The 16980-nt window shown below is 51.7% G+C and carries 15 protein-coding genes, 1 other RNA gene and 1 pseudogene; 10 read left to right on the forward strand and 7 right to left on the reverse strand.

Going from position 1 to position 16980, the window contains the following annotated elements:
• The 9 genes and pseudogenes from BOW52_RS08480 to BOW52_RS08515 all read left to right on the forward strand — a co-directional run.
• The coding region (locus BOW52_RS08480; RefSeq protein WP_135622189.1) for a response regulator at positions 1 to 773 on the forward strand (773 nt) is incomplete at its 5' end.
• 173 nt (positions 774 to 946) lie between these two features.
• Positions 947 to 1043, forward strand: an RNA gene (gene ffs / locus BOW52_RS08485) — signal recognition particle sRNA small type.
• A gap of 152 nt (positions 1044 to 1195) precedes the next feature.
• Entirely contained in the window at positions 1196 to 2992 is a 1797-nt protein-coding gene (dnaX, locus tag BOW52_RS08490) for a DNA polymerase III subunit gamma/tau (RefSeq protein WP_078483654.1), read from the forward strand.
• Positions 2993 to 3066: 74 nt separating this feature from the next.
• Complete coding sequence (locus tag BOW52_RS08495; protein ID WP_078483655.1) at positions 3067 to 3390, forward strand: YbaB/EbfC family nucleoid-associated protein; 324 nt, start codon at positions 3067 to 3069, stop codon at positions 3388 to 3390.
• A 9-nt stretch (positions 3391 to 3399) separates the two neighbouring features.
• A complete protein-coding gene (recR, locus tag BOW52_RS08500; protein WP_135622190.1) occupies positions 3400 to 3990 on the forward strand; it encodes a recombination mediator RecR in 591 nt (196 codons plus the stop codon).
• Positions 3991 to 4057: 67 nt separating this feature from the next.
• Positions 4058 to 4402 (forward strand): histidine triad nucleotide-binding protein, encoded by a 345-nt coding sequence (locus tag BOW52_RS08505; RefSeq protein WP_078483657.1) that lies wholly within the window; start codon positions 4058 to 4060, stop codon positions 4400 to 4402.
• A 60-nt stretch (positions 4403 to 4462) separates the two neighbouring features.
• Positions 4463 to 4546: pseudogene (locus tag BOW52_RS17995) on the forward strand (SEC-C metal-binding domain-containing protein); the annotation flags it as partial.
• Between the two features lie 51 nt (positions 4547 to 4597).
• Positions 4598 to 6343 carry a tetratricopeptide repeat-containing sulfotransferase family protein gene (locus tag BOW52_RS08510; protein WP_236725679.1) on the forward strand — a complete coding sequence of 582 codons (1746 nt, stop codon included), beginning with the start codon at positions 4598 to 4600 and terminating at the stop codon, positions 6341 to 6343.
• 301 nt (positions 6344 to 6644) lie between these two features.
• Positions 6645 to 9560, forward strand: coding sequence for an inverse autotransporter beta domain-containing protein (locus BOW52_RS08515; protein ID WP_172840270.1), 2916 nt, complete (start codon positions 6645 to 6647; stop codon positions 9558 to 9560).
• Positions 9561 to 9643: 83 nt separating this feature from the next.
• Here BOW52_RS08515 and BOW52_RS08520 read toward each other — a convergent pair whose 3' ends face one another.
• Genes BOW52_RS08520 through BOW52_RS08545 form a run of 6 tightly spaced genes read right to left on the reverse strand, consistent with a single transcriptional unit; the run spans position 9644 to position 15432 of the window.
• Positions 9644 to 11047: a phenylacetate--CoA ligase family protein gene (locus BOW52_RS08520; protein ID WP_078483660.1), complete on the reverse strand. Its 1404-nt coding sequence runs from the start codon at positions 11045 to 11047 to the stop codon at positions 9644 to 9646.
• Entirely contained in the window at positions 11044 to 12471 is a 1428-nt protein-coding gene (locus BOW52_RS08525) for a phenylacetate--CoA ligase family protein (protein WP_135622192.1), read from the reverse strand. The genes BOW52_RS08520 and BOW52_RS08525 overlap by 4 nt, the downstream gene beginning before the upstream one ends.
• Entirely contained in the window at positions 12472 to 13482 is a 1011-nt protein-coding gene (gene rsgA, locus BOW52_RS08530; protein WP_078483662.1) for a small ribosomal subunit biogenesis GTPase RsgA, read from the reverse strand.
• Between the two features lie 37 nt (positions 13483 to 13519).
• Complete coding sequence (locus BOW52_RS08535; RefSeq protein ID WP_078483663.1) at positions 13520 to 13873, reverse strand: 4a-hydroxytetrahydrobiopterin dehydratase; 354 nt, start codon at positions 13871 to 13873, stop codon at positions 13520 to 13522.
• Positions 13874 to 13878: 5 nt separating this feature from the next.
• On the reverse strand, positions 13879 to 14154 hold the full coding sequence (locus tag BOW52_RS08540; RefSeq protein ID WP_078483664.1) for a c-type cytochrome: 276 nt from the start codon (positions 14152 to 14154) through the stop codon (positions 13879 to 13881).
• A gap of 30 nt (positions 14155 to 14184) precedes the next feature.
• Entirely contained in the window at positions 14185 to 15432 is a 1248-nt protein-coding gene (locus BOW52_RS08545; RefSeq protein WP_078483665.1) for a M48 family metallopeptidase, read from the reverse strand.
• An 86-nt stretch (positions 15433 to 15518) separates the two neighbouring features.
• Between BOW52_RS08545 and orn the strand changes: the two genes are divergently transcribed.
• Positions 15519 to 16064, forward strand: coding sequence for an oligoribonuclease (gene orn / locus BOW52_RS08550; RefSeq protein ID WP_078483666.1), 546 nt, complete (start codon positions 15519 to 15521; stop codon positions 16062 to 16064).
• An 8-nt stretch (positions 16065 to 16072) separates the two neighbouring features.
• Here the strand turns inward: orn and BOW52_RS08555 are convergent, their stop codons facing one another.
• Positions 16073 to 16891, reverse strand: coding sequence for a sulfurtransferase (locus tag BOW52_RS08555; protein ID WP_078483667.1), 819 nt, complete (start codon positions 16889 to 16891; stop codon positions 16073 to 16075).
• Positions 16892 to 16980: the final 89 nt, after the last annotated feature.

A 16980-nucleotide genomic window follows, 5' to 3' on the forward strand; every position in this document is an offset into this window, starting at 1 on the left:
CAGGTCTGAGCATTCTGGTCGTCGATGACAATGCGATCAACTTGACGTTGGCGACGACCCTGCTGGATACCGAAGGGGCAACTGCTGTGGCTGCCAAGAGCGCGGAAGAGGCGCTTGAGCTTGTTAATAAACAGCGTTTTGACCTGATCCTTATGGATCTTGAGATGCCTGTGATGAGTGGTATTGAGGCCGCGCAGCAACTTAAAGAGGTTCAGAGTGGTGGTCGTGCGACGCCCATTGTCGCACTCACCGCGCACGCCTTTCCCGAAAAGCGGCAGGAAGCGCTGGATGTTGGGATGAACGATCTGCTGGCTAAACCCTATACCGCAGAGCAGCTCTATGACGTCATCAAGAGGTGGTGTGTTGAAAATGAATCGCAAACTGACGCAGAAGCGTTAACACAAATATCCGCTAGTGATGATCTACCACTCTATGATCGTGAAGCGGCCCTCGCTGCCGTGGGTGGCAACGAATCGGTAGCCACACAGCTACTTAAACAGTTCATGGAAAACCTGGCCATCAGTGAGGCGGCTATGGTCTCAGCACAAGAGTGTAGTGCCGATGAGCAGCTCTATCAAGCAATACACAAGCTGGCCGGTTCAGCCAGTAGTGTTGGTGTCTTGGCGCTTCATGCAGAGGCGATTCAGTTGCTGGAACTGCTGAGAGGAGAATCAGGTTCTGAAGGTATGGTTAATGATGCTATTGCCAGGCTCCAGGCACTGATTATGGAAACAAAAACGACACTGTCTCGTGAAGTAGAGGCTCTTCAATAGCTCGTTCAGCAGATCGATTGTGGCTGGTAACTTGGCCTTATATGGGGGATCTGATATTCTCTCGCTCCTCTGCCAATCACCCCAAATTGAGTGCAACGTAGATTTACCGATACGTGAGCACCAACGTGGTTGAATACTCCATCTGGAGAGCAGAACCGAGTTTTGGTGACCGGTGTTGGTCCCCTCGCGACGAGAAACTGTGAATCCGGTCAGGCCTGGAAGGGAGCAGCCGCAGCAGTGGATTCGGGCGCCGAGGTGTGGCTGGCATCGGTTGCCTCCATTTTTACTGATATCAAAGCCTGTTTTGTTGCGTTATGTGCATTGTGTGTCGATTCGCAATGCCATGTTCTGCGCTGGCGCCTACATCCCCTAATCCTGTATATTTGCTCCTTCTATTCGACTCGGATTTCAGCTGATTCCAGATGAGCTATCAGGTTCTCGCCCGTAAGTGGCGACCACGCAATTTCAGCGAGATGGTTGGGCAGGAGCACGTACTTCGTGCGCTGATCAATGCACTCGATAACGACCGCGTTCACCACGCCTTTCTCTTCACCGGTACACGAGGTGTTGGCAAGACGACTATCGCACGTATTCTCGCCAAGTCGCTTAATTGTGAACAGGGAGTTACTTCAACACCCTGCGGTGAGTGCGCGGCCTGTACTGAGATCGATGAGGGACGGTTTATCGACCTGATCGAGGTCGATGCGGCATCCAGGACCAAGGTCGAAGATACACGTGAGCTACTCGAGAACGTGCAGTACGCACCGACACGCGGACGCTACAAGGTCTATCTGGTGGATGAGGTGCACATGCTCTCCAACCACAGCTTCAATGCACTGCTGAAGACCCTTGAAGAGCCACCGCCACATGTGAAATTTCTGTTGGCGACCACCGATCCGCAGAAACTTCCCGTGACGATTCTTTCACGCTGTCTGCAGTTCAATCTCAAGCGTCTGCCCGTGAGTCGCATTGGCGGATATCTGGAGCTTCTCCTGGGGAAGGAGGCGATCAACTTCGATCAACCCGCGCTGGGACTACTCGCCAGGGCTGCCGATGGCTCAATGCGTGATGCGCTCAGTCTGCTCGATCAGGCGATCGCCTTTGGCGGCGGTATCGTCTCGGAGGCGGAGACGCGTGCAATGCTCGGTACGATCGAGCAGGAGCATGTGATTGAATTGGTCAGCGCATTGGCCGATCAGGATCCTCAGCCGATCTTTGCCAAGGTTGAGCAGCTATCAGAATTCTCCCCCGATTATGCCGGACTGCTGAATGAGGTTATCACCCTGTTGCACCGCATCGCCCTTGCACAGACGATTCCCGAGGCCATTGACGACACCTATGGTGATCGAGACGCCGTTATCGAACTGGCGAACCGCTTTGATGCCGAAGAGTTGCAGCTCTACTACCAGATCGCCCTGATCGGTCGACGAGACCTACCGCTGGCTCCAGTGGCGCGTAGCGGTTTTGAGATGGTATTGCTGCGGATGTTGGCATTCTCACCTGAAGAGAGTGGGACGACTAGTGGGGGAGGCGATCGTCCGGTTGCTCGTCGTGAGGCTGCGCCGCGTAGTACGCCACGGCCTGCTCGCACAGAGGCTGCACCCTCAGCAGCCCCAGCGGCATCTCAGCCGGGTGTTAATCGTGAAGCTGTGTCTGAACCGACTGAGGGATCGAGCCCCATTTCACGCGCTCGCTCAGCGCTCTCTGCAGCAACTGCACAAAAGGCGGCTCAGCCCGCTGCTGAGAAGAGGCCGAGTGAAGCCCCCGTTTATCAAGCTCCGGTGGCCGAACCAGAAACGCCCCCCGCTGCAACCGCCGCTAAGGCGCCATTACCACCTGAGTGCAGCTGGCCTGATGTGGTTACAGCCTTAGGTTTGAGTGGTGCATCCGTCCATCTCGCTAACAATTGCCTCTTTGTTGAGGCGGATCAAAGTAGCGTTACTCTACAGCTCGATCCGGCAGCTGAGCATCTGCGTAGTCAGAGCGTTGAGCAGCGTCTACATAAGGGATTGGAAAACTATCTGGGAAAGAGCACCCGTCTAGTCATTAAGGTTGAAAAGCCGGTGGCAGAGACACCGGCACAGGCGCAGGTTCGAAATCGTGAAGAGCGTCATCAGGCTGCAGTGGAGTCGATGCAAAAAGATATAAATGTCAAAGAGATAGTGGATGTTTTTGATGCAACTTTGCATCAGGATTCGGTGCGTCCGATCGACTATTAGTACTATCGATATCAGATAAATTCAGTAATCACTGTCCACTATATTGTGGACCGGAATAGATAGAGGAACAGGCAATGAAAGGTGGACTAGGTAACCTGATGAAGCAGGCTCAGCAGATGCAGGCCAATATGGAAAAGGCGCAGGCTGAGCTGGCCAATATGGAGATTACCGGTGAATCGGGCGGCGGCATGGTGAAGGTTGTGATGACCGGTAAACATGAGCTGCGTCGAGTCTCGATTGATGATTCCCTTGTCGGTGACGATAAGGAGATGCTGGAGGATCTGATCGCTGCTGCGGTCAATGATGCGGCCCATAAGGTTGAGGCGGCTACCCAGGAGCAGATGAGTGGCTCAATGGGTGGGATGCAGCTTCCACCTGGTTTTAAACTCCCCTTTTAGATTACGGTCGTGTCAAAGGACCTGATCTCCCAGCTGATCGATACGCTTCGCTGTCTGCCCGGTGTTGGGCCGAAATCGGCGCAGCGCATGGCCTACCATCTGCTTGAACGCAACCGAGAGGGTGGCAACAAACTTGCTCATGCCTTGGTTGAGGCGATGGAACATGTCGGCCACTGCCGTATCTGCAATACCCTCACCGAGCACGATGAGTGTGAGATCTGTTCAAATCAGGGACGTGACGGCTCGTTGCTCTGTATTGTTGAGACCCCAGCTGATGTGCTGGCGATCGAGGCAACCGGGTATCGTGGTCGTTACTACGTCTTGATGGGGCACCTCTCACCACTTGATGGAATCGGGCCAGAGGAGCTTGGGTTGCAAAAGCTGGCAGATCACCTCGATAGAGGTGGAATTGATGAGTTGATTCTTGCAACCAACTCGACGGTTGAGGGTGAAGCGACCGCTCACTATGTGGGCGAGATGGCACACAAACGCGAGATCCGTGCCAGCCGTATTGCCCACGGCGTTCCGATTGGCGGTGAGCTGGAGTATATCGATGGTGGCACGCTTGCCCATGCACTGGCGGGGCGCCAATCGGTTTAGTGGTCTAACTATTTCCTGAAAATGTCTTTACTAAGATTAACGTAACCAACTGTTATTAATGATAACTATGGAAGAGTGTCTGTTTTGTAAAATGGTGGCTGGTGAGATAGAGCCACAGTGCGTCTACGAGGATGAGCAGGTGCTCGCCTTCCGGGATATCAATCCCCAGGCACCAACCCACGTTTTAATTATTCCCAAGCAGCACCTATCGACGATCAACGATCTTGATCACGAACATGAGCAGCTTGTTGGTCGACTCTATATAGCAGCCCAGAAAATCGCTGCTACAGAGGGGCTTGCTGATAGTGGTTATCGGACGGTGATGAACTGTAATGCTGACGCCGGTCAGACAGTATTTCATATCCACCTCCACCTGCTCGGTGGTCGCAGGCTGGGCTGGCCACCGGGTTAATTCTGGTCGTCACACGACGATGCTCAAATCTGAGATACCTAAGGATAGAGATTACCTTTAATGAATCAGCAGCAAGCAACAACACCAACAAGAAATGGTCCGTGCCCATGCGGTAGCGGTAAGAAATTTAAAGACTGCTGTGGAGAGATAGAGAACAGTTCGGTATCACGACATCAGCAGTCTCAGAAAAGCGGTGTGCCACCTCACATCATCAAGCATATCGAAGAGGGTATGAGTGCTGCCAAGGCATTGACGGATGGTGGTGATCAAGAGGCTGCCGAGCATCGTTTGCAACAATTAATTAGTGAAATTCCAAAGGCTATCGACCCTCTGCGTATGTTGGTTGGGTTGATGAAAGCCCGCAAAGTGAGCAGTGATGAGCTGGTCGATCTTCAGGCAAGGCTGGTCATGCTCAGTCCAGAAAGCGATGCCTTTCTCTGTGATGCAGCCCAAACGCTGCTTAATTTAAAACGATATGCTGAGGCTGAACGCTGTGCTCGGCGTGCTGTTGGAATCCGCCCGACCAATCCGCAAGCACATAATGTTCTGGGAATGGTGTTGGCAGAGATGCATCAGCCTGATGGTGCTGAATACCATTATAAACAGGCCTTGAGTCAACACATTCCGGTTGGAAAGCTCTGTGCCAATCTCGCCTTTGTACTAAAACAGCAAGGAAAAATTGAGGAGTCAGCCGCTTTCTATCGAAAAGCGGTCGCGCTCGAACCGGATAACGCCGTCAATCTACTGACCTGGGCCAAGCTTGAAGAGTCATTGAAGCATTTTGATACCGCCTGGGATCTTGTAGAGCGTGCAAGGAAGGTCTCCTCTGACAAGGCGTGTCTGGTGCTTGAGTCGACACTCTTGCGGCGTGAAGGGCGACTCGAGGAGGCTCTGGAAAAGCTTAATGGCATCGATGTTGAGGATGAGAAGGATGTTTTCTTAATTAGTTACTTCAATGAGCGCGCACAGGTGCTCGATAAATTGAAAAGATTTGACGAGGCGTTTGTCGCCATCGATCAATCGAATAGCCTGATTCGGAAAACGAGAGAGTCGATATACGATAGCGCATCCAATCGAACTACTGTTGAGCGTTACGAGCAGTTTTATCAAGCACGTCGAATCAAGGAGATACCGTGTTGCGGTAATGATCCCGATGTTCCAGAGCAGGCCACCCCCCTGTTTATTGTTGGCTTCCCACGTTCTGGTACAACGATGGTCGAGCAGATCTTAACTTCCCACCCGAATATTTCGGCAGGCGATGAACTCACCTATTTGTGGCGTATCAGTCAACTAGCTCCCACACTGCTGGGAAGAAGAGGGGAGTTTCCCGAATTTCTCAGCAAGCTGGATCAGTCAACGCTCGAGGCGGGGTTGAAGAGTCTGCGTGAGTACTACCTCTGCAATGCGATAGCCGATCGTGTCGTTGGATCTGAGACCAAGCTTTTTACCGACAAGATGCCGCTCAATGAGATGCATTTAGGACTGATTAATCTGATCTTCAATGACGCTCCCATTATTCATATGATTCGTCACCCTCTCGATGTTGTGCTTTCAAGCTACTTCAATGATCTTACTCACGGTGATAACTGCTCCTACAGTCTGGTTAGTGCCGCACAACACTACGCTCTGATATTTGAGCTGGTGGAGCATTACAAAGCCAATCTCGATATGCGTTATCACGCGGTTCGGTACGAGGACATCGTCGATAATCCTGAAACCCATATCCGCGAGCTACTCGAATTCGTGGGTGAGGAGTGGGATGATCGCTGCCTCGATTTTCACAAAAACAAACGTTTTGCCAGAACGGCCAGCTATGCGCAGGTGACTGAGAAGCTCTATACCCGATCGGTATTCCGATATAAGAACTACCGAACACAACTTGAGGCGATTATTCCAATCCTCGAACCGGCTATTTCAGCGCTTGGATATACAGTCGAATAGCGCTTAGGTGAGCTAAATGTGTGCTGTAAGTAGTTTTTTCCTCTATTTGAGAATGGGATTATTTTGTAGCTTATTAGCCTCAAACAGGTCTGATTTATTTTTGATGTCATCATTGGAAAAGTAGATGTTATCTAACTGATTGTAATATGGGTAATTATTGAGTTTGTTGTTTGAATGATAAATGGTGGGTTTAGTTGTTATTTTCAGGAATTGTGACTAGAATTATGCAAATTCTTATGATCGACGTTCATCTTTAATGATCGTTTGTGACAAAACAACAATTCCATGGAGAGGTTTCTCAATGAGCCATCGTCGTAGCCGTACAAAAGCACAGGTTGTCGCACGTAACGAAAGACAGAAACGATCTCCCCACTTCAAACACACCATGATTGCAGCAGCTGTCGCAATGGCTATGCTGCCAGAGGCACAGGCTCTGGCCAGCAATGCGGTCAATATTGAAACCTACTTCAAACCTGGCAATCGACGTGCACTGGTTGGCGTGGAAGCTGTTTTCGCGATGGCTCGCCGTGAAGACTCGCTCTGGTTTACTGATATTAAGTTCACTGGGACCAACAAGGAGACGATGGAAGCCAACGTCGCTCTGGGACGTCGCTGGTTCAACGATTCTAACAACTGGCTCATCGGTGGTTTCGGCTCATTCGACAAGCGTCAATCGCGCAGTAAAGAGGTCTATGACCAGTTGACCTTTGGTTTTGAGGCGCTGAGCGACACCTGGGACTTCCGCGCCAACTACTACTATCCAATCACTGATAAACAGTATGTCGGTGTCGGTAACAAGGGCTGGTTCTCGGGTACATCGCTGATCCGTAGTGGTGTCTACGAAGAAGCACTGGCCGGTGGTGATATCGAGATTGGCCGTCTGCTGCCTGTTTCAAACGAAGTTGAAACCCGCGCCTTCCTCAGCGGTTATCGTTTTAGTGGTGACCTCGATACCACCGTTACCGGCATGGGGGCTCGTCTTGAGGTGCGTCCGCAGCAGAATCTGATCTTCGGTCTTCAGGTGCAGCAGGATGATCAGCGTGATGTGCAGTACTACGCTGAGATTCGTTACAGCTTCGGCCACAAGAGCAAGAGTGCTATTCGTACGCTCAATGAGCGCATGATGGATCCGGTCCGTCGCGATCCCGATATCGTCACCACCGGTCCGACCGATAGCGAAAACCGTAACTTCGGTACCCTCTACAGTGATGATGTAATTCACATCGACAATGAAGGTGGTGAAGGTGGTGGTGATGGTAGCGCAACGAATCCCTACGAGACGGTAGGGGATTGTAATGCCGGTCGCTGTGAGGGTAGTGAAGGGGCGCTGATTTTCGTCCATGAAGGTAGTTCTCCCTACGACACAGAATCCTTCTCCCTCGAATATGGTCAGACTCTCTGGGGCCAAGGTTATCAGTTACTCGACATTCTAGACGATGGTAACGGCGATCCGCTGGAGCTGGGATCGTCAAACATGCCTACCCTTGAAGGGGGCGAGTTTGATGGCGGTGTTAGTGGTCGCCTGAATGACAGCAATACCGTGATGGGCCTTAGGTTTGCCGGAAATGCAACCGGAATTCTGGCTGACAACAACACAGATTTTAATATTCACGACAACGAATTCGATCTTGATATCGGTAATGTTGCTATCGAAATCAACACCTACGCTGAAGGTGCAGAGGGTAGTGAGTCGACTGTTGGTACGATCAGTAATAACTACTTCTATGCGACAGAGTACGGCGTTGCAATTGTGGCTACGGCTGAAGGTTCTGAGGGCGCAACGGTTACTCAGGACGTCACCATTAGTAATAATGGTATCTATGGTCTTGGATACGGCGTTGTTATGAGTAATAGCGCCAAGTACGGTGCTATCTCAACTCAGACGGTCAGCCTTGAAGATAACTGGATCGTTACTGATAATCCTGCAGTGTTGGCCTATAACGATGCTCAGCATGAAGGGTCCTACGGCGTACAGAATGTCAATCTTGATGGTAATGTTGTCTTGTCCTACAGCGTTCCTGTGATGGCGGTCAACCTTGCTGGAGACGCATTCGATGAATGGGAAGATGGGGTACCTGTAGGTGGCGACGCGGGCTCGGGTTACGGATCGGCATCCCAGACCATTACGATGTCTGACAATATGGCCTACGGAGTCGCCCATGGTCTCTATGCACATACCGAAAGTTTCGGATACGGTGTAAGCACGCAGACGATTATGTCAGAGAATGACCAGTTCACAGGTTTCTTCTCTGGTATGACCACCACCGTCTTCTCCAAGTATGGAAGTTCATCAACGCAGAATGTCACGCTGGATGACTCTGTTGTATTTGGTTATGGCGTTGGTGTACTGGCGAATGCCTCTGCAGGCGAAGGTGGCTACACTGAGCAGAATCTGACCATCGAGAATGGAACTCGAATCGACGGCTACGGTATCGGGTTGCTGGCATCGGCAGGTAAATATTTAGAAGAGTCTCCTTACTCTCTCGGTTCGATTGTTGGTGAGGTGGAGTATGGTGATCTGACCGGATTTACTGAACAGACCGTCACCATGGATAGCAGTATTATCGGTTCCAAGTATGAGGGACTCGATAATATTAATGCTGTTGGCGCCTACTTCGTAGTCAGTAGTGACTATGGCTCTACATCGCATCAGACGGTCACTTTGACCGATAATGTTATCGATAGTGCGTATGGTAACGGACTGATTGCTGTTGCTGACGATTATGGTGTCACTAATCAAACAGCCACCCTGTCAGGCAATACAATTACCTCTGGTTCCAGACTTCATGATCCCGTCTATGGCACGTACTCACTCAATATTGTTGCGGATGGTGGCGATGCCCCCTATGGCGGCAATGTAACCCAGGATGTCACACTGAGTGATAATATGATTGGCTTTGATGAGTACGCAGGAGAGGGTTATGGCATCCCGGTAAGAATCGATGCAGATGGTGATTATGGTCTGGTGGATCAGGATGTAAGCTTCAGCGGCGATACATTGGAGTCTGGCGTCTATGGTCCTTCCGTCTATGTAAATAATGATGGCAGCTTCAGTGATACATTCCAGGATGTGGAGCTGAGTAATACCAATATTACTGAGGAAGATGCTGTCGACGATGGTGCAATTGTATGTGAAGTCGATTCCACGCCCGATAACACCAGCATCGATGTTGATGGCAGTGAGATCAGTGGTGAAGTCTGTAGTGATCCTATCTAGATAAGCTCCGAGCTCACTTTCGGTGAGTGAAGCTTATGTTGGTTGAAAATAAAAATGGTCCGGATAATATCCGGACCATTTTTTTATGCTGTTCTGACTAATTCAGAGCGAAAGTCTTCCAACTTTTCGTTACTACTCAGGGTGCCGTGATCGAGATAGAGAAAGCGGATATCAAAATCACTGAAGTAGTTGATCGATTGGTAGAAGCTGCGAGCAACATCTTGTTCCTCCCTGTTCGATAGGTGACGATCGCTCTCGATTCTAACCTCCAGCACCTCTCTCCTGGTCTGGACAATCTGAAAGCGATGAGAGGGTAGGGCCTTAAGTAATGTTTTTTTGAACTGTGTCAGTCGTGGCCACTGTTTATCACCGGAATGGAGTGTCAGCATGTTTCGTTCGCGCCCCATGATCCGTCTGATCGTGGGAAGCCCTCGGCCGCAACCGCACGCTTCGCCAACCTCCGCGTAATCGCCAATCGCGTAGCGAATCAGGGGCATGGCAAAGTTGTGTAACGTTGTCACAATGACTCTGCCGATCTCGCCGGGTTTACATGCCTCGTCCGTATCACTAATCACCTCCAGCAGGACGCTTTCAGACTGAACGTGATAGTTACCGGACTCACCGCACTGAAGCGCCATGTAGCCGCACTCCTTGCTGGTGTAGATGCCGTAGAGTTTGGCGTTAAATACCTTGTTAAAAAGTACAACACTCTCAGGCTGAACAACTTCACCAAAGGCGATTGCCTCCTCGAGTGCCGGTAGGGTCTTGTTGTGTTGTTCGAACCAGGCAGCGATGGCATTGAGATTGGAGGCGTAGCTGTGCAGGTAGGTTGGATTCTGTTCTATTAACCATCGGCACTGTTTTTCAATGGGATTTGAAACATCCAGAGCAACGGAGGCGGTGGTGTGAAAGAGGGTGTTTGTTATCGGTCCCCAACCCGCTATCTCAAGGCCATCTTTGAAACGCGGGTCATTATCGGGGGTGTCACGAATATAGGCGATCTTTTTTGTGAAGTCCCGCTGGTGCCAGAGGTGATCGCGCAGGGTATGAGTCTTCCAGATAAAGTGACTATATTGCGTACCGATAAAGTCGATCGACTGGCCGGTTGAACCGGAAGTGCTCCCTTTGTGACACGCCCCATGCTGCTTCGGAATAGCCGTCGAAATTATGCTCTTCTGCTCACGCTGTATCGTCCCTCTCTCCAGTATCGGCAGCTGCGACCATTGCTCTGGTGAGTAAATCTTGTCGGGGTGAAGATCGTCGCTATCGAGTCGCTGTCGGTAGTACGAGCAGCTCTGGTAGGCGTGTTGAAGCAGTACGGTAGCCTGTTGAAACTGACGCTCGTTGATATATTCCGGTGATTGCCACTGATCGTGTTCCATCTGGTAGATCACGGAGAGCAGTCGCGCACCCTCTTGAGAGGGGATGGCGGGCCAGGCAGATTCTGCAATAGAAGTGACGAAGGTGCTGTGTCTGTTCGGCCTCAAACGGTCTGCTCCCTATCTGATTGGATGAGTTCAGATCTGAAGTCTTCAAGCTTATGGTTATTGCTAAGCTCTCCGCTGTTTAGATAGTGGAGTTTAATGCTGTAAGCGTACTGCTCTCCAATGCTTTTGTTGAGTGCCTCCCTGATTCGTTCCTCACCAGAGGGGGGCAAGCTCTGGCTGGTTTCGATGCGAAGTTCCAGTTTACGCAGTTCCGTTTGAACCACCTGGAACCGAGGCGTTGTTATGAGCGACAGGAGTACCCCTCTAAATTCACTGTTGAGACTCGGCCACTGTGAGCTTCCGTCGGGTAGACGAAGCATGTTGCGTTCCCTGCCCATCACCTGGCTGATGGTGGGAGAGCCTCGCTTACAGCTGCAGGGTGTAGCAAGCTCAGCATAGTCGCCAATCTCGTATCGAATCAGTGGCATGGCAAAATTGTGTAGAGGGGTGACGATGACTCGCCCCACCTCGCCAGGAAGGCAGGGCTCTCCTTCTGAATCGACTATCTCTAACAGAACGCTTTCAGTCTGCACGTGGTAGCTTCCCTTCTCATGACACTGAAGGGCGAGATAGCCGATCTCATTACTACTGTAGGTTGAGCTGACCGATGCCTCGAAAAGATCACGATAGAGTGAACGGGTATCGGGTTTGAGCAGCTCGCCAAAGGAGAGTGCCTCTTGCAGTGAGGGTAGGGTGTGGTTGTTGAGTTTGAACCAGTTGGCTATCGCCTCGAGATTGCTGGCGTAGCTGAGTAGATAGGTGGGATCGGTCTCGATTAACCAGCGGCACTGCTGCTCAATGGGGGTGGATGAGTCCATGATCGCTGATGGCCCCGTCTCGTATATGGCATTGGTCACTGGACCCCAGCCAGGGATAAGGACACCTTCGCTGAAACGACTGCGCTGCTTCTGCATGTCACGGATATAGGCGATCTTTTTACTGAAATCACGCCGATGCCAGAGATGATCGCGCACGGTGTGCGCCTTCCAGATCAGCTGACTCAGTTCCGTTTTGTGATACGTAAGAGGCTGACCTGTTGAGCCGGATGTGTTGCCGCTGCTGATTCGCCCATGACTCTTTGGAGTGCTGTTAGAGAGAAGGCGATCTTTACTCTCTTGAACGGTTGTCCGTTTCAGTATCGGCAGTGTACGCCAGGCCTGCATCGAGTTGATGTCGTCCGGGTTAATTGCCTGCTCATCTAAGATGGTGCGGTAGTGGTCACAACTACTGTAGGCGTGCTGGAGGAGAATCTTCGCCTGTTGTAGTTGCTGTTTTTCAAGCGTCGCCGGATCGAACCACTGGCTCTGCTCCATCTGGTAGAGCAGCGAGAGCATCTGTGAGCCTTCGGTGGAGGGGATTGCGGGCCAAATGTTTCCCGCTAGTGTCGACTTAACCCGTTGATGATGCTCCGGCTCATCCATCATCTACTTGTCGCCACCAGCACAGATGGCGTGAAAACTCTTCAGGCGAGCTTCGTTGATCCGCTTATCCTCGATCGCCTCTTTCAGGGCGCAGCCCGGTTCGACGATATGACTGCAGTTATTAAAACGGCAGTGACCCAGATAGGGGGAGAACTCCGGAAAGCCGTGGATGATCCGAGTCGGATCGCTCTCCCAGAGGCTGAAGTCCCGCACACCGGGTGAGTCGATCAGGGCGCCGCTTTGGGGTAGATGGTAGAACATCGATGTGGTGGTGGTATGACGGCCGAGACCACTCTGTTCGGAGATGGCGCCGATGCGAATATCCAGGTCAGGCATTATCGCTTTCACTAACGATGACTTGCCGACTCCCGACTGACCCACCAGTACGCTTGTTTTACCTTCAAGCTGACTATTTAACTCATCGAGCCCATGCTCGCTGTGGGTGCTGGCAAAACGTAGCTCATAACCGATGTTTTTATAGATTGAGAGGCGTTCTTTCAATGCAACCAACTCATTTGAGTTCAGCAGATCGATCTTGTTGACCAGAATAATCGGGTGGATCTCACTCAGTTCGGCCGCAACCAGATAACGATCAAGAAGTCCTTCGCTGGGCTCAGGTGCGGTGGCGATGACGACCACGATTTGATCGATATTGGCAGCAACCGGTTTCACCTCGCCACTACTGACGGGGCGTGATAGTAGTGAGTCTCGCGGTAGTAGGGCGGTGACCACCCCATCGCCCTGTTCACTGGCCTGCCATACTATGCGGTCGCCAACGACCAGGGATTCCATGTTCTGCCGCATTTGGCAGCGGTGAAGCTGCTTCTTGTCATCTTCAACCGCGATGGCCTTACCGTAGTGAGCGATTATGGTGCCGCGCTGTTCTGCGCCCAGCATGGTGTCGGCCAGTTTATCGGCCTCTTCAGCGCAGCGTTCTTCAACGCGTGACTTGCGCCGAGCCTGAATGGCACGGATGCGTTCGCGTTGCTGTTTGGTGAGTCTGCGTTTTGCCATCAGAGAAGAACGGTAGAGAGGAAACTACGGGGATTAATCAAACGTTGTTATCCCCGCCGTTAAAGAGCGCATCGATCTGCGCCGCACAGATAAAGTCATTCTCGGAGAGGCCACCAACGCTGTGAGTTGAGAAGTGGATCAGGCAGCGGTTATAGCTCACCTCAAGGTCGGGGTGGTGGTCTTGTTGATGGGCGATCCAGGCGACGCCGTTTACAAAGGCGATGGTCTGGTAGTAATTCTTGAAACGTAAGGTGCGACTGATCTGCTTCAGGCTCTCATCCAGTTGCCACTCAGTGTCGATCTCCTGCTGCAGACGACTAATCAGCTCTTCGTCGAGCGGTGGTGTGTCGCTGCTAAGAGACTGGCAGTGACGCTGCAGGAGAGTACTCATAGGGTCTAGAACTTGTAGAAATTGTGGTTGAGAAAGTCAGAAACCATCTCTACATCTTCCTCAAACCACTTCAAGCCGAGGGCCAGTTCACAGCGCTGTACCTGAGTGGTAAGCCCGGGGCGATTGGTTACGCGGCGATCTGTACGGGTATAGATCTCACTACCGTGACAGCGCACACAGTTCTCGTTGTGTAGCTCCTTGCCCTCACTGAGATCGGCGGCATTGGCAGTGCCAATCTGAAGAGCGGTAGCGGCAACGGCAATAGCGATTAAGTAGCGCATCTGGAATACCTTCCTGTTTCTGTCGGATAACTATGAGCTGATTTTAGCCGATAAGTGGGCCACCCGCAGCGGGGCTGGTGGATGGGAGTCGTGGAATGCCGAGTAGAGGGGATCGGGGGTCAACGTACTCGCATTCTCCTTGTAGAGTTTGACCAGCGCGGAGATCAGATGTTCAGGCGTGCTCTGCGCAGCGGCGAAGTCATCGGCCTCATACTCATGCTTGCGGGAGAACCAGGAGAAGAGTGGGGTGAGGAAGAAGCCGAAGGCAGGCGAAACCAGCATGAACAGCGCCAGCGCTACATGGTTCGAAGGAGTAGAGACGCCCAGATCACTGTAGAACCAGGAGGCGCTCACCAACCAGCCGAGCAGTGCCAGCGCGCCAAGGCTGATAACCGCTGAGGAGAGAATACGTTTGGGGATGTGGTGCATGCGGAAGTGCCCCAGCTCGTGGGCGAGTACGCCCTCGATCTCCTCAGGGGTGAGTGATTCGATCAGGGTGTCGAAAAAGACGATGCGTTTCTGTTTTCCGAGGCCGGTGAAGTAGGCGTTACCGTGGCTGCTGCGTTTGGAACCGTCCATGATAAAGATGCCATTGCTGGCAAAGCCGCAGCGTTCCAGTAGCGCCTCGATGCGATCGCGAAGCTCGCCTTCTTCAAGTGGTTCAAACTTGTTGAATAGTGGTGCGATGAAGGTCGGGTAGGCCCACATCATCAATAGTCCAAAACCCATCCAGACTGCCCACAGGTAGAGCCACCAATACTGACCGGCTGAATCCATCAGCCAGAGTGCCACCCAGGCGAGTGGTGCACCAATTACCAGCATCAAAAGGCTCTGTTTGATCAGATCGGTAAAGAAGAGTTTCGGCGTGCTTTTGTTAAAGCCGAAGCGTTGCTCGAGCTTGAAGGTTTTGTAGTAACTGATTGGTAGTTCAATCAGTGAAGCGATCAACGCCATGCTGATCAATAGACCCACACCTGTGACGAGTCCATTAAGCGCTAGTGAGCGCCAGAGAGTATCGAGCAGTTCAAGTCCACCACCAAAGGTCCAGATCAGGATTAGCAGGGTGCCAAAGAAGAGTTCATAGCTGGATATACGATTGCGAGCCACCGTGTAGTCTGCAGCCTTCTGATGAGAATCGAGATCGATTTGACCTTTAAAGGCATCGGGAACCTGGCTGCGTCGTTTGACGATATGGGTGATATTGCGAAGCAGTAGTGCGATGTCTACAAAGAGTGAGAGGAAAAGGAAGAAGATGAAAATCAGGCTGAATTCGTACATCAAGGGTCTCGTAGGGATGAGTGCGGCGGCACCGGTGCCCGTTTGCTAGAATGGTCATTAGTCTAACAGAAATATAAAGGGTACCCATGGAACAGAACTCTAAGAATCTGATATGGATCGACCTCGAAATGACCGGTCTTGATCCCGATAATGACAAGATTATCGAGATCGCTACCATCGTTACCGATGCTGAGCTTAATATCCTTGCCGAAGGTCCGGTCATCGCCATTCATCAGAGTGATGAGATCATGGCGGGCATGGATGAGTGGAATACCAATCAACACGGTACATCTGGGCTAACCCAGCGGGTCAAGGATAGCCACTACAGTGAGGAAGAGGCAGAGGCGGAGACGATTGCCTTCCTTGAGCAGTACGTGCCAAAGGGTGCCTCACCGATGGCAGGCAACAGTATCTGCCAGGACCGACGTTTTATGGTTCGTGGTATGCCCAGGCTCGAAGAGTTCTTTCATTATCGCAATCTTGATGTCAGCACCCTCAAGGAGCTGGCAGCGCGCTGGGCACCCGCTATGGCCAAGGGATTTAAGAAGAGTGGTAACCATCTGGCGCTCGACGATACGCGTGACTCGATTCGTGAGTTGCAGTACTACCGTGAGCACTTCATCAAGGTCTAACCAGATAATCAAACCTCTACGGGTGTGTTGGGGAGATTCCCCCACTCCGACCAGGAGCCTGGGTAGCCCTTGATATTGGGATAGCCGAGACTCTTCAGCATGATATAGGTGTGTGCTGAGCGGTGGTGGCTGTGGCAGTAGACGATCACCTCGTGTTCCGGCGTGATACCTAATCCCTCCAGCATCTTTCGTAACTCACTCGCCGGCAGCAGACGTAGATTGCGCGACTGATCCATCGCCAGAGTCCACTCCATGTTGACCGCGCCAGGTATGTGACCACCTTTCTCGGCAAAGCGTTTCACCCCCCGATACTCATCGACGCTACGTGCATCGAGTAGTGCCAGCTGACCGCTATTGAGCTGTGACTCAATATAGTGCTGATCGGCGATCGCCTGGGTGAATGGTCGGTCTGGATATTCGGCTGCGACGGGTTTGATCTGTTCGGACTCGAGGGCATGTCCCTCATTACTCCATGCGTGCAGTCCACCGTTGAGCAGCGAGTAGTGTGGGTGGCCAATCGTCTCCAGCGTATAGAGCAGTCGTGCCGCCTTGCCACCTCCCTCATCATCATAGGCAACCACATGGGTATCTGGTGTGATTCCCAGCGAAGCAAGTAGCTGACAGAAGCTGGAAGCATCGGGAAGCAGACCAAACACCGGCTTGCGGTTGAGTACAATTTGACCGTAATCGAGATAGATAGCGCCTGGAATATGGGCGCTCTGGTAGCTGCTCTCCTTGCAGAGATCGAGAATGAGCAGATTGTCCTGATTTAGATGCAGCTCAAGAAGATCGGGCTCAACGATAAGGGGCAGGGTTGGGTCGCTCATTTCAGCTCCGTTTGTTATTTTATTAGGCTACTACCGTGTCATTATTATCCAATCACTATGTCGCTGTCGTGTCTGATAAATAGCCTCTC

The sequence above is a fragment of the Solemya pervernicosa gill symbiont genome, from assembly GCF_002020875.1.
Classification (GTDB): Bacteria; Pseudomonadota; Gammaproteobacteria.